At 64.3% G+C, this 13348-nt stretch carries 10 protein-coding genes, 1 tRNA gene and 1 pseudogene; 5 read left to right on the top strand and 7 right to left on the bottom strand.

Annotated features, from left to right (window positions below; genetic code table 11):
* The 4 genes and pseudogenes from AC1DT7_RS08685 to lepA all read right to left on the bottom strand — a co-directional run.
* Positions 1-186: transposase (locus AC1DT7_RS08685; RefSeq protein WP_478035524.1), on the bottom strand; the 186-nt coding region annotated here is incomplete at its 3' end.
* Between the two features lie 26 nt (positions 187-212).
* A complete protein-coding gene (locus tag AC1DT7_RS08680; protein WP_478035541.1) occupies positions 213-1031 on the bottom strand; it encodes a CFI-box-CTERM domain-containing protein in 819 nt (272 codons plus the stop codon).
* A gap of 75 nt (positions 1032-1106) precedes the next feature.
* Positions 1107-1172 (bottom strand): annotated as a pseudogene (locus tag AC1DT7_RS08675) (zinc-ribbon domain-containing protein); the annotation flags it as partial.
* 1215 nt (positions 1173-2387) lie between these two features.
* Positions 2388-4199 carry a translation elongation factor 4 gene (gene lepA, locus AC1DT7_RS08670; RefSeq protein WP_478035523.1) on the bottom strand — a complete coding sequence of 604 codons (1812 nt, stop codon included), beginning with the start codon at positions 4197-4199 and terminating at the stop codon, positions 2388-2390.
* Positions 4200-4489: 290 nt separating this feature from the next.
* Between lepA and AC1DT7_RS08665 the strand changes: the two genes are divergently transcribed.
* The 4 genes from AC1DT7_RS08665 to AC1DT7_RS08650 all read left to right on the top strand — a co-directional run bounded on the left by AC1DT7_RS08665 (position 4490) and on the right by AC1DT7_RS08650 (position 7796).
* The gene (locus tag AC1DT7_RS08665) at positions 4490-5494 is read left to right on the top strand and encodes a CsgG/HfaB family protein (protein ID WP_478035522.1); all 1005 of its coding nucleotides are present in this window, start codon (positions 4490-4492) and stop codon (positions 5492-5494) included.
* A gap of 98 nt (positions 5495-5592) precedes the next feature.
* On the top strand, positions 5593-6132 hold the full coding sequence (locus tag AC1DT7_RS08660) for a peroxiredoxin (RefSeq protein ID WP_478035521.1): 540 nt from the start codon (positions 5593-5595) through the stop codon (positions 6130-6132).
* A 177-nt stretch (positions 6133-6309) separates the two neighbouring features.
* Positions 6310-7605 carry an FAD-dependent oxidoreductase gene (locus AC1DT7_RS08655; protein ID WP_478035520.1) on the top strand — a complete coding sequence of 432 codons (1296 nt, stop codon included), beginning with the start codon at positions 6310-6312 and terminating at the stop codon, positions 7603-7605.
* 114 nt (positions 7606-7719) lie between these two features.
* A tRNA-Pro gene (locus AC1DT7_RS08650) sits at positions 7720-7796 on the top strand.
* A gap of 81 nt (positions 7797-7877) precedes the next feature.
* Here the strand turns inward: AC1DT7_RS08650 and AC1DT7_RS08645 are convergent.
* From AC1DT7_RS08645 to asd, 3 genes are all read right to left on the bottom strand, one after another.
* On the bottom strand, positions 7878-8924 hold the full coding sequence (locus AC1DT7_RS08645) for an acyltransferase family protein (protein ID WP_478035519.1): 1047 nt from the start codon (positions 8922-8924) through the stop codon (positions 7878-7880).
* 245 nt (positions 8925-9169) lie between these two features.
* Complete coding sequence (locus AC1DT7_RS08640) at positions 9170-9835, bottom strand: Rossmann-fold NAD(P)-binding domain-containing protein (RefSeq protein WP_478035518.1); 666 nt, start codon at positions 9833-9835, stop codon at positions 9170-9172.
* Positions 9836-9955: 120 nt separating this feature from the next.
* Positions 9956-10807 (bottom strand): archaetidylserine decarboxylase, encoded by an 852-nt coding sequence (asd, locus tag AC1DT7_RS08635; protein WP_478035517.1) that lies wholly within the window; start codon positions 10805-10807, stop codon positions 9956-9958.
* A 290-nt stretch (positions 10808-11097) separates the two neighbouring features.
* Between asd and AC1DT7_RS08630 the strand changes: the two genes are divergently transcribed.
* A complete protein-coding gene (locus tag AC1DT7_RS08630; protein ID WP_478035516.1) occupies positions 11098-13167 on the top strand; it encodes a hypothetical protein in 2070 nt (689 codons plus the stop codon).
* The last annotated feature ends 181 nt before the right edge of the window (positions 13168-13348 follow it).

Below are 13348 nucleotides of genomic sequence, written 5' to 3'. Positions count from 1 at the left end.
TGGCCTCATGTTGCCGTGGCCGGGAAACGCCGATCCAGGGTCGCCTTCCGCTTCGCGGATCCACTTGCGCAGCACGTTCGCATGCACATCCAGATCGCGCGCTGCCTGCGATGCCGAAACGCCACGCTCCAATACCAGCTTCACCGCCTCGAGCTTGAACTCCCGGCTGAACTTCCGTCGTTGCATCGTCACCCTCCGGTTCCAAAAACACCTTATCTCGGTGTCCACGAAACCGGGTGCAGCTCAACGATGCGCTTACGAAGCGCGGACCTTCCGATGCGGGCCGCTAGGGTCGGGCCCAGGCGGTAGTACCACGAGGTAGCGAGCCGCCCCACAGGCCGCTTCAACAACCACTCGTCTCGAAACCTCCTGAGGACCCCAACGTCAGGGTGAGATGCATCACCCATTGCAGCTGTAATGACGAAGCACGCTCCAGCTTGTTTCTTTTCGATGGTGGGCGCCTGATAGGCGTCATCTATCTGGCACAGGCTCGCGACGGCCTGATCCATCATCGCACGTAGTGCCTCCTCGTACTGCGGCGATATGCTGTGCAGTCCAGAAACATTGTGGATGTTATCCCAATATTTATACCCTTCTATATTGTCCTTCGCTAGGTGAACGATGTTTTCGAGAACGGTTCTATTGCGGGGATCCCAATTTCTGGCTTGTTCAAGCGCATCCAGCATCTGAGCGACCTGGTTGATATAGCTCGCCCATGTTTGATCGAGGGAGGCATATTCCTCCATGTGGTTGCGCGACATTCGATATAGAGCTGAAATTATCTTGTTTATTTCTTCAACGGCGCCGTCGACCACTGCGCCACGTTCCTCGCCAGCGTTGGCGATCGCGTGCTGGAAGGCAATCAACCCCTCCGAAACCCTGAAGTTGGCCAATGTGGACTGCCAGGATGCGGACCTGCCCTTGCCGAGCCAAGCCTCGGTAATCGTCGGATCGATCTCCAGCACACGGTTGTAGTATTCTAGCGCCTCCGCGTTGTTAGTTCCGAGCTCAGCCGTTCGGGCCATTCCCATCAGTGTTTCAACATTTCCCTGCTCGGAACCCCTTCCTCTCCCCGGCACAGCTATCCCATTAGACGCCTGAGGTGTGCCACACTCACCACAGAACTTTTCGGAGCCACGAAGTTCATTTCCACACTCGGTGCAATGAGGCATATCTATCCATCCCCCGTTATTCTCGCGAAGCTTATCGGCTTGAACCCGTCGCGCAAGATCCCTCATTGCCCACAGCAGCCGGCGTCGTCGACGGGTCTGCGCAAGTCATCGGATGGTATCAAACTCCTGGCGATGCAAGTAGCGGCCACCGCGCCAATCGATACAAACCTTCGATCCAGTGCATAGACAGCCGTGCGCTGGAACGACTGTTCTCGGGCAATACCAAGCGAACGCCTAATGACGGGAACTGGGCGCTAAGCCGACTTCATCGCCCCATCCAGCCAATGCCCGCTTTTTACCACTTCTTGATTAGGATCACCCAAGTGGCGATTGCCGCGCCCTCCCCAGTCCCAGCCATCGGGTCCCATCATCAACGGTGCAACAGACGCCACTTGCAAGATCGACACCGACTCTTATCCCCGCATCCGCTTGTCTAGCATCTGGCGAGCATGATGTTGAAGTCGCACTATAATTACCCACCTCTGCCAATATCAAAAGTGTCAGCAACCTTCATGACATTCTGAAAAACCCCCGATTCAACCCGCGCCCCGCGCCCGCTATGCCCGCGCGATGCGCCGCCAGATCCTCTTTGCCGATCGGCCCGGCGCGTCAAACGACCCAGCAGAGGGCCACACTCGCGTCCCGCGATCAGGCGACGCCGGCGCAACGCGCTCTTCATTCTTGCATCTGATCCCCGATCCATCCGCTTGTGTAGGCCGCAAAGCACTCACGGCGTGCCACAAGAAAAGTGCGATGAAAATCCGATACCCCTCGCGTAATTCGGCAAGTAAACTGGCAATAGCGCTGCAGTACCGCAGCGCCGTCGAAGCCCCCTCGTTCAAGTCCCCGGACTCCCCGCATCCGGCCTCCTGCCCAAATTCCCGCACAAGCCCCAAGAAGCGCTCGATTCTGTCCCCCTCGTGGGTGCCTCGCATAAATCGACGAATATTGGCCGCTTCCTCTCAGCTCCGCGCCATCGCCAACACGAAGTCGCGCGCTATATTGTCCGCCCGATCCAACCGCGCATCGCTTGATTATCGCGCGCGGTCGCGCGGCGGCGAAATCGGCGTCGATTCCGCGCGAAACTCGCAATATTCGCATAAGTCGCGCTGCCGGCTATCCTCGGCGCCCGGGAACGCCCTTATCCGCCGCCGGCGCCACGACACCGGCGCACGCGCACGCGCACGCGCACGCGCACGCGCACGCGCAGCGATTCTACGCGTCATCCCCCATGCGCAAAGCCGCAATAAACGCCTCCTGCGGAATGCTCACAGAGCCATATTCCCGCATCCGCTTCTTGCCCTCTTTCTGCTTGTCGAGCAGCTTGCGCTTGCGGCTGGCGTCGCCGCCGTAACATTTCGCCGTCACGTCCTTGCGCAGCGCCGCGATCGTCTCGCGGGCGATCACCTTGCCGCCGATCGCGGCCTGGATCGGGATCTTGAACAGGTGCCGCGGGATCAGGTCCTTCAGCCGCTCGCACATGCCGCGCCCGCGCGCCTCGGCGGTGCCGCGGTGCACGATCATGCTCAGCGCATCGACCGGCTCGTTGTTCACCAGGATGCTCATCTTGACCAGGTCGCCCTCGCGATAGCCGATCTGGTGATAGTCGAAGCTGGCATAGCCGCGGCTGATGCTCTTCAGCCGGTCGTAGAAATCGAACACCACTTCGTTGAGCGGCAGTTCGTACGTCGCCTGCGCGCGGCCGCCGACATAGGTCAGGTTCTTCTGGATGCCGCGCCGGTCCTGGCACAGCTTCAGGATGGAACCGAGATATTCGTCGGGCACATAGATCACCGCCTCGATCCACGGCTCCGCGATGCTCGCGATGCGGCTTGGGTCGGGCATGTCCGCCGGATTGTGCAGCTCGATATGGCCGGCGCCGTGCGCCAGCTCGATCTGATAGACCACCGACGGCGCGGTGGTGATGAGGTCCAGGTCATATTCGCGGGTCAGCCGCTCCTGGATGATCTCCAGGTGAAGCAGCCCCAGGAACCCGCAGCGGAAGCCGAAGCCGAGCGCGGCGCTGGTCTCCATCTCGAAGCTGAAGCTCGCATCGTTCAGCCGCAGCTTGGAAATGCTCTCGCGCAGTTTCTCGAAGTCGTTGGCATCGACCGGGAACAGCCCGCAGAACACCACCGGCTGCACTTCCTTGAAGCCGGGCAGCGGCTCGTCGGCCGGGCGCTTCGCATCGGTGATGGTGTCGCCGACGCGGGTCTGCGCCACTTCCTTGATCTGCGCGGTGATGAAGCCGATCTCGCCCACGGCAAGCTCGTTCAGCTGCTCGATCTTCGGGCGGAAACAGCCGACCCGGTCGACCAGATGCAGCGTGCCGGTCTGCATGAACTTGATCTGCTGGCCCTTTTTCAGGACGCCGGCCATCACGCGGATCAGGATGACGACGCCCAGATAGGGGTCGTACCAGCTGTCGATCAGCATCGCTTTCAGCGGCGCGTCGATATCGCCCTTGGGCGGCGGAATGCGGGTCACCACCGCCTCCAGCACGTCGGCGATGCCGATGCCCGACTTGGCCGATGTCAGCACGGCGTTGGACGCGTCCAGGCCGATCACTTCCTCGATCTCGGCCTTCACCTTCTCGGCATCGGCGGCGGGCAGGTCGATCTTGTTGATGACCGGCACGATCTCATGGTCATGCTCGATCGACTGATAGACGTTCGCCAGCGTCTGCGCCTCGACGCCCTGCGCCGCATCGACGACGAGCAACGCGCCCTCGCACGCAGCCAGGCTGCGGCTCACCTCATAGGCGAAGTCGACATGGCCAGGCGTGTCCATCAGGTTCAGCTCGTAATCGAGCCCGTCCTTCGCCTTGTAGCGCAGGCGCACGGTCTGCGCCTTGATGGTGATGCCGCGCTCGCGCTCGATATCCATATTGTCGAGCACCTGCTCGGACATCTCACGGTCGGAAAGGCCGCCCGTGAGCTGGATCAGGCGATCGGCCAGGGTCGACTTGCCATGGTCGATATGGGCGATGATCGAAAAGTTGCGGATTCGGGAAAGGTCGGTCGACATGATCGGACGCGCGTTAGCAGGCGCGACGCCCGATGCGAAGGGGGTCGCGCGATACGGGCGCCCCGCGGGCGTTTCGTCGTGGCTGTCGACCGGCCGTCGCCTTTCCGTCGCACCTATCTTCACCGTGTCGCAAAATCGCCTACCGCGCCGGGCAGGCCTTTGATAGAAGCGCGTCCGAATGCCGGCGAGGTCGCTGGTCGGGCATTTTCGTGGAGGATCGCCGTAATCCGGATATTCGGAGCGGAATTGAAGTCGCGCCTTTTGCAACACGGCGCTTGGGGAGAAAGTACATGCGTATTTTGATGATCGGTGTCGCTGCTGTTGCCCTGGTGGCAACGGGAACCCCGGCCTTTGCCGGCGGCGGTCAGGCGCGGGCGTCCAAGACGCAGCGCACCCAGGAACAGATGATGACGGACGTGCCACGCTGCACGCGCAAGCTCGGCACCGTCTCGGTGATGGACGGCGACGATCCCTCGGGCTGGACCCAGTTCCAGCTGGCCGCCCCGCAGAAGCTGCTGAAGGTTCTGGTGCAGCGCTCGGGCTGCTTCAACCTGGTCGATCGCGGATCCGGCCTCAGCGCCGCCCAGCGCGAGCGCGACATCGGCGGCGGCCTCGGGCTGCAGCGCCGGTCGAACGTCGGCCAGGGCCAGATCAAGGCGGCAGATTACGTGCTGATCGCCGAGGTCCAGGCAGCCAACCGGAATTCGAGCGGCAGCGGTGTCGGCGCCGGCATCGGCGGCCTCATCGGCGGCGGCGTGGGCGGCATCCTCGGCGGCATCAGCTCGCGCAAGATGGAGGCGAACACCGTCCTCTCGCTCACCAACGTGCGCACGACCGAAACGATTTCGACGACTGACGGCTATGCGGCCAAGAACAGCCTGTCCTTCGGCGGCGGCGGCGGCGGTTTCGCCGGCGGCCTCGGCGGCGGCATCGTCGGCGGCGGCTATGACAATACCGATATCGGCCGGATCGTGACGCTCGCCTTCATCCAGGCCTATGCGAAGATGGTCAACGAGCTCGGCCTGGTCACGCCGGGCGACGCGGGCACCGCGCAGGCAGCGCCGGCCAAGACCTATACCGCACAGGCCCCGGTCGCGATGCGCGCCACGGCCGCCGCGGGCGGCAAGGTGATCCGCACCCTGCCGGCCGGCTCGGTGATCTATCCCACCGGCAACAAGAACGGCCTGTGGTGGGAAATCGCCGACGAGAACGACAATGTCGGCTGGGTGCTGAACACGAAGCTGGCCCCCACCGGCCAGCCCTGCGGCCAGAGCGTCACGTTCAAGTGTGAATGACGGGCTCTCCCCTTCGCGTCCGGTTGGGCGCGAAGGGGCCTGTCCAGCATCGCGCCGGGTCGCTACGATGGGGCTACTTCCCCAGCTGGAGTCCTTCGATGAAATCCGTTGCCCTCGCTCTTGCCGTCACGCTGCTCGCCGCCGCTCCCGCCACCGCGGCGCTCAAGGTCGGGGCCAGGGCGCCCGATTTCACCACCCAGGCGGCGCTCGGGGGCAAGCAGTTCAACTTCGCGCTGAAGTCGGCCCTGCGCAAAGGCCCGGTTGTCCTTTATTTCTTCCCCGCCGCCTTCACCAAGGGCTGCACGATCGAGGCGCATGAATTCGCCCTCGCCGCGTCCGAGTTCAAGAAGAACGGCGCGACCCTGATCGGCCTGTCGGCCGACCCGATCGACAAGCTCGCCGATTTCTCGAAGGTCGAATGCCGCGATGCCTTCCCGGTCGGCGTGGCCAAGCCGGCGACGATCACAGGGTATGACGTTCATATCGGCAAGGGAGAGCGGGTCATGACCAACCGCACCTCCTATGTCATCGCGCCCGACGGCAAGATCATCTTCGTCCATTCCGAAATGAGCCCCGCCGGCCATGTCACCGGCACCATGGACGCCGTGAAGGCCTGGCGCGCCAAACGCCGCGCCTGAGCGCGGCCCCGGCACCGCTCCGCACCTGTTCGATTCAACCGCGCCTGTTGCGAGGGTAACGATCGAACCGGGTGCGGAGGCGGGCTCTTTCCCCGACGCCCCTCCTCGGGGCATCGCATGGCGGCTTGCCCTGCCGCTCCCGTCCGCTAGCATCAGGCGAAAGACAGGAGAGCGTCCTTGCGTCACATCGCGATCATCGGTTCCGGACCGGCGGGCTATTACACCGCTGAGGCCTGCCAGAAGACCTTCGGCGACGCGGTCCGCGTCGACATCATCGATCGCCTGCCCGTCCCTTACGGCCTGATCCGCACCGGCGTCGCGCCAGACCATCAATCGATCAAGGGCGTCTCGCGCCGCTACGAAACCGTCGCGCTCACCGATAACGTCCGCTTCGTCGGCAATGTCAGCGTCGGTCGCGACGTCACCATCGCGGAGTTGGGGGATCTCTACGACGCCGTCGTCCTCGCCACCGGCGCCCCCGCCGACAAGCCGCTCGGCGTGCCGGGCGATGATCTGCCCGGCGTGGTCGGCTCGGCCGCCTTTGTCGGCTGGTATAACGGCCATCCCGATTTCGCCGGCCTCAACCCGCCCCTGCACGGCCCCGGCGCCGTGGTGGTCGGCGCAGGCAATGTCGCGCTCGACGTCGCCCGCATCCTCGCCAAGGCCGAAAGCGAATTCGCCGGCTCGGACATCGTCGGCCATGCGCTCGACCATCTCGGCACCGCGACTCACGACCGCATCACGATCCTAGCCCGACGTGGCCCGCACCAGATCGCCATGACCCCCAAGGAGCTCGGCGAGCTTGGCCATCTCGAGCGCGCCGTGCCGCATGTCGACCCGGCGGATCTGCCCCCGGTCGAGGAAGACGCCGACCTAGACCCCGGCCAGCGCAAGTCGGTCGCCCATCTGCGCGAGTTCGCGACACGCACCGACCGCAGGCAGATCGACGTTGATTTCGACTTCTACGCCATGCCCGTTCGCGTCGAAGGAGACGGCAAGGCGGAGCGCGTCATTGTCGAGCGCACTGCGATCGACGCCGAAGGCCGCGCCCTGGGCACCGGTGAGACCTATGTCATCCCCGCCAGCCTGGTGGTCAGCTGCATCGGCTATCGCACCCCGCCCATCGACGGCGTGCCCTATGACGAAAAGCTCGGCCGCTTCGCCAACACCGACGGACGGATCGGCCCCGGCCTCTACGCGGTCGGCTGGGCCCGGCGCGGGCCGACCGGCACGATCGGCACCAACCGGCCGGACGGCTTCCTCATCGCCGAGCACATCGCCGCCGACCTCATGGATGCCAGTGGCAAGGCCGGCCGCGCCGGACTCGATTCGCTGCTCGGTGATCGCAAGGTGGATGTCGTCACCTTCCGCGACTGGCAGAAGATCGAGGCGGCCGAAATCGCCCGCGCCCGCAACGGCGCCCCGCGGGAGAAATTCACCAGCATCGCCGAAATGCTGGGCGCGCGCGGCTGAATCGCCCGCTCCTCCCGGCTCTTTTATTGTCGCTGTCGAATGCGGGTTGATGCCCGCGATTCCCTCGGCTAAGGGCCGTCGCCTTGCCGCACTCGATAGCGCGGCATCCCTGGTCGGGGAATAGCTCAGCCTGGTAGAGCACTGCCTTCGGGAGGCAGGGGCCGGAGGTTCGAATCCTCTTTCCCCGACCAATGGTTTCCGCGATTTGTCGCGGATCGGCCCAAACCCCTCCAACGCTACCGCAACCCATTCTCGTCCGGACCACTCACGGCTCAGGCCGCCGCGATCGCCGCGTCATCGGCATGGGGCCGGCGCAGGCGCCACCAGCGCATGACGAAGCGCTGCGACGGCTCCTCGATGAAGATATGCGCCAGCCATGCCAGACCGATCATCGCGCAGCACGTGCCGACGACCGCTACCGCCTTGGGCAAGCCAAGCCGTAACAGATCGGCAATCAGGATGAGCCCGAGCACCTGGTGGAGCAGATAGAGTGGGTAGGAGATCCGCCCGATCCACGCCAATGGCCCGACCGTCCAGTCGCGGTCGAGCAGCAGCAACGCGATCAGCGCCGCACCCGGGATGAGTGCGGGCCATTGCAGATGGGCCTGCTGCCCCATGGCATAAGTGGCGACCGCGCCGCCCAACAGGCACAGCGCCGCACGATGGTCCTTTTCGCGGGACGCGTACCAGACGGCCATGCCGAGCAGGAAGAAGCTCGAATAATCCGCAATCAACAGCACGCCGATCGCCTTGCTGGCCAGCCGCAGAAAAGCCCCACCGACCAGCAGGACAAGCACACCCACCCAGAATCGTCGGCCGAACACCGCCATCGACACGGCGACGACGCCGTAGAACAGTGCCTCGACGAACAACGACCAATAGGCCCCGTCGATATAGCGGAAGCCGATCCGGTCCGCAGCCAGGGTCAACGAGGCGAGATAGTCGGCGAAGCTCTTCCCCGTCCCGAGCGGGTTATGGATCCTCGTCACCGCAAAGGTGATTGTGACGCAGATGAGAAAGGTCGGATAGATTCGGGCAAAACGCCGCGCCGCGAATTCCACTGGGCTTCTCGCCCTCAACGCAGTCATCGTAATGACCAGGCCGGAGATGATAAAGAAGAGCTGGACACCATATTTGCCGTACCCGGCAAGCCCCGCGGCATCCCATTTCAGTCCAATCACCCCGTAGTGAAAGATCATCACTACGAGAATCGCGACGCCGCGGAAGCTATCGATTGTCCGATTACGTTTCGCCGCGGTGTCAACGCTGTTCAAAGCGGCCCCCTGGGTCTGCAGGCAGCGAAACGGTCGATGCTGCACCGCCGCAATAGAGACCGAATCACTCAGCCGCTATGCGAAATAGCGGCAGTCCGACAGCGATTGGGCGCTCATCGCGGGCTCTTCGGCTGCTATTCGGCGAAAAGCCGTTACCGCTGCCCGCGCCGGTATGCTGCGGATCGTGGTTATCATCCGCATACTCGATGTTGAGGGGCCCTATTCCACGGACCGGGGCGATGTATTCACCCGGGACGGCCAAGTGGAACTCGGCCTGTTTCGCAACAGCATCACGCTGCCCCGTTCAACGCCCGTTCGGCGGCCAGCGCGATCTCTCTGGAGCTGACGACGTGCCTGCCCACACTCCCCTGTAGCGCCGCGTCGACCAGCAGGGCCGCAACGGTCGATGCGGGGCTGGTGCGGGCGCCAGCAGGAAGGATCGGCGCAGCAATGTCCAACAGCCGCCCGATGGCCTTCTCCATCGGCCTGTGCTCGCTGCGCTCCCCGCCCAGAAAACCCGGGCGTACGATTGTCAGTGATGGGAAACCGAGGCGATCGATCGCGTCCTCGAGTTCGCCCTTGGTACGGGGATAGCGAAACCACGACCGCGCATCGCCCCCCATGGACGAGGTCAGGGCAAAGCAGGTCGCGCCGCCCTTGCGGACCTGAGTCGCGATGGCGAGCGCATAGTCATAATCGATGGCCCGATACGCCGCGGCCGATCCGGCGTTCGCCCGCGTCGTGCCCAGTGCGGAGATGGCGCTGTCGACCGCCCACCAGTCGGCATCAAGCGGCAGATCCTCGCTCGTCGCCATCGGATTCAGCAGCTTCGCATGCGGCAGAAGCGGCCGCCGCGTCGGCGCCACGACCAGAGTCACACGCGGGTCCTCCAGCAACAGCGCCAGCGCCGCTGTGCCCACCATGCCCGTCGCGCCCGCCAGGAGAAGCTTTGTCATCGCAGGTGACATAGAGCATTTCGAGCCGGAGATGCACCGCTTCGATTGCGCCTCTCTCTCCCAAAGCCCCCGGAAGTGCGGCTTCTCCACGATGTCACGCCACGCGGTACGGGAAAATGCTCAGCCCGGACGGTTGCCCATCATGTCGCCCATGCGCACCGGCCGTTCGGGCGCCCAGTCTGCGTTGAAGGCGATGACATCCCGCCCAAACAACATCACGATCGTCGAGCCGAGAAGGAAGCGCCCCATTTCCACGCCCTTTTTCAGCACGATGTCCTGATCGGCATAGGCCCATTCGGAAACCTTGCCGGTGCGTTTCGGGTTGACCACGCCGTGCCAGACCGTGGCAATGCTGCCGACGATGGTCGCACCGACCAGCACCATGACGAACGGGCCATATTCAGGCGACTCGAACACACACACCACGCGCTCGTTGCGCGCGAACAGGTTCGGCACGCCGCGTGCCGTCGTCGGGTTCACCGAGAACAGCGCGCCCGGCACGTAGATCATGCGGACGAGCCTGCCATCACAAGGCATGTGCAGGCGGTGGTAATCCCTCGGCGACAGATACAGATTGGCAAAGCTGCCGCGGCGAAACCGGGCCGCCAGTGCGGCGTCGCCGCCGACCAGCTCAGTGACAGTAAAGTGACGACCCTTGGCCTGCAGGATGTGCTCGTCATCGATGGCGCCGAACTGACTGATCGCGCCATCTGCAGGGCAGACGAAATCGGCTGCTGCCAGCGGGCGCGCACCGGCCTTGAGCGGCCGCGTGAAGAATGCATTGAAGCTGGCATAGCTTGCTATGTCCGGATTCTCTGCCTCGCTCATATCGACGCCGTATCTGCGAACGAACCAGCGGATCAGCGGGAGCGTCAAGGAGCTTCCTCGCGCGCCTGCGACCCGGCCGGCGAATTCGGTCAGGTGTCGCTTGGGCAACACATGTTGAAGCAGGATCTTGAGGTGATCGGACATGCTCGGACTCGAATGAGCGACACTGGGGCGTGTCGTAAAGCGCATCGCACGCTTTCGGGGAAGGTACGGCTATCCCTTAGACATGGTTGGCGCGCTTGGACACTCGTCCCGGCCCGACTTTCATTGAGAACATCTCGACTCCGAATCACGGCCCCGCGTTACTGTGCCGCTTGCGGCGGGACATGCTTGAAGTCGGGATTCCGCCTCCGATCCATGGCGAGCCGTCCATTTCGCGGGGCTGATGTTCCGGTTGAGATTGCCCCGTGAATTGCTGCTAGAGGGCTTTTCCGATGCTGAGCAAATCTCCCCCAACACGCGCCATTGCCCTGGCCCTGATCTTTCTCGCGGTGACGGCAGGCGGGGTTTGGCTAGCGGCGACGCTCGGCTGGTTCGCGCCGACGCCGACGAGGTTCGGCTGGCCGGCGTCGCTGACGACCGTGGCCGGCCACGGCGAGCGTGGGCATATCGATGGCGCGCCGACAAAGGCACGCTTCGACGATCCGTTCGCGGTGGCGATCGATGCGCGGGGCGCGCTGTATGTTGCGGAAGCGGGCCACATCCGGAAGATCGATCCCGACGGTACCGTTACGACCTTGCCGGGATCGTTCGACACGCCGTCCGGCCTCGCGCTTGATGGCGCGGGGAACATCATCGTCGCAGACACCGCCACCAATAGGATCCGCCGGATCAGTCCGGACGGGGCCGTGACGATACTCGCAGGAGACGGTACGGCCGGCTATCGCGACGGCCCTTCGGCGCAAGCGCGTTTCAATGGCCCGATCGGCGTTGCCGCCGACGACAAGGGCAATGTCTATGTCGCGGACAGCTACAATGATCGCATCCGCCTCATCAGTGCCGATGGCCAGGTGCGGACCCTCGCTGGCCGGGACGCCCCGGGCTTTGCGGATGGACAGGGCCCGATGGCGGCGTTCGATACGCCGACCGGGATCGCGATCGACCGCCACGGTGCCGTGCTCGTCGCCGACACCGGCAACGACGCAATCCGGAAGATCGAGCCCGACGGCCGCGTCTCGACGCTCGCCCACACCGATCCCGGCGACGGCGCCGGCCTGCTGAACGGGATCACCAGCCTGGTGCCGACCTGGGACGATTACCTTTACATCGCCTCCTTCGATCGCGGACGCATCGTGCAATTGTCGCCCTCGGGCGGGCTGAGCGTACTCGCCGGGTCGGGCTCGACGATCGACGGCAACGCCGCACTGCCCTTGACCGGTCCTGCCGGACTGGCGATCGATCGGGCGGGCGCGCTGTATATTGCCGATGCGTCGGCCCATGCGATCCGCAAGCTCAGTCCGCGCCGTGCCGATGCCATCCCGGCGGCGGCCATTCCGGAGCCGCCCCTGCCGGAGATTATTCACGCAGGGGTCTTCCCCTGGCCGCTCAAGCCACAACTCGGCTGGCACGAAGTGGTCGGCGATATGGGCGAGGTCCGCGGCAATTATCAGGGCGAAAGCCGAGATCACCTCCATGCCGGCCTCGATATCAGCGCCCCGGTCGGAGAGCCGGTGCTCGCGTCTGCGGACGAGACGGTGATCGATCCAATGCCCAATTGGGACGTCGAGGGTCTCGCCGAAGGCCTGCGCATCGATCAGATGACCTATATCCACATGCGCGTCGGCCGGACCGCGAGCGGCGCGGCGCTGGATCCCGCACGCTTCCAGCTTATCCGCAACGCGGAAGGCCGGGTCATCAGGGTCAGGATCAAGCGCGGTACACGCTTCCGGGTCGGCGATCCTCTCGGCACGATCAACCGCATGGCCCATGTCCATCTCGAACTCGGACCGCCCCGCGCGAAGGTCAATGCGCTGTTGCTGCACTTCCCCAATTTCGGCGATCATGTCGTACCACGTATCGAGGACGTGCATATCCTCGACCGCGCGGGAACACGCCTGGCCGAGATGCAGAAGGAGCGCCTCGTCGTTCCCGCCGCCGGGGGTGTCGTCAGCATCGTCGTCGAGGCCTGGGACCAGGTCGACGACAATGCCGCCCGCCGCCGCCTCGGTCTGTACCAGGCGGGCTTTCAGATCATCAAGGCTGACGGGACACCGGTGCGCGGCTTCGAACGACCGCGCATCACGCTCGAATTCGATCGCATGCCGACCGCTCCCGACGCCGCGAAGATTGCCTATGCCCCTGCCAGCGGCGACGCGGTTCATAGCGACCAGCGGACACGCTTTCTCTACGTCGTCACCAACAGGGTGCGCGAAGGCCGCGCGGAACAGGTCGGCTGGAACCCCGCGGACATCCCTCCCGGCGATTACACGATCCGCATCTACGCCGCCGACCGTGCCGGGAACGTCGCATCTGTCGGACGCGATCTCCCGATCACGATCCACTAGGGCAATACTCACATCCGCCTGGCGCCTGCCGCAAACGGCGGAGAGGCGTGAAAAACCCGCCGTTCAGATATTCGAGCAATTGGCCACCGACCTGACGGGCGTCGAATATGGCGATGTCGCAGACGTGCCGACTCTCTCTTCCGGTAAAGGGAAGGGCCCACGGCTCCCGTAACGAAAAGGG

The sequence above is a fragment of the Sphingomonas sp. P3_C6 genome, assembly GCF_056402595.1.
The sequence above is the reverse complement of the archived record's forward strand: the minus strand, read 5'-3'. Positions and strand labels throughout refer to the sequence as shown.

What these genes read in the sequence shown, in the direction of transcription:
- AC1DT7_RS08665 (WP_478035522.1), top strand. Translation starts at nt 4,490, where the DNA reads ATGCGTATTTTGATGATCGGTGTCGCTGCTGTTGCCCTGGTGGCAACG.
- AC1DT7_RS08630 (WP_478035516.1), top strand. Translation starts at nt 11,098, where the DNA reads ATGCTGAGCAAATCTCCCCCAACACGCGCCATTGCCCTGGCCCTGATC.
- AC1DT7_RS08640 (WP_478035518.1), bottom strand. Translation starts at nt 9,835, where the DNA reads ATGACAAAGCTTCTCCTGGCGGGCGCGACGGGCATGGTGGGCACAGCG.
- asd (WP_478035517.1), bottom strand. Translation starts at nt 10,807, where the DNA reads ATGTCCGATCACCTCAAGATCCTGCTTCAACATGTGTTGCCCAAGCGA.
- lepA (WP_478035523.1), bottom strand. Translation starts at nt 4,199, where the DNA reads ATGTCGACCGACCTTTCCCGAATCCGCAACTTTTCGATCATCGCCCAT.
- AC1DT7_RS08660 (WP_478035521.1), top strand. Translation starts at nt 5,593, where the DNA reads ATGAAATCCGTTGCCCTCGCTCTTGCCGTCACGCTGCTCGCCGCCGCT.
- AC1DT7_RS08680 (WP_478035541.1), bottom strand. Translation starts at nt 1,031, where the DNA reads ATGGGAATGGCCCGAACGGCTGAGCTCGGAACTAACAACGCGGAGGCG.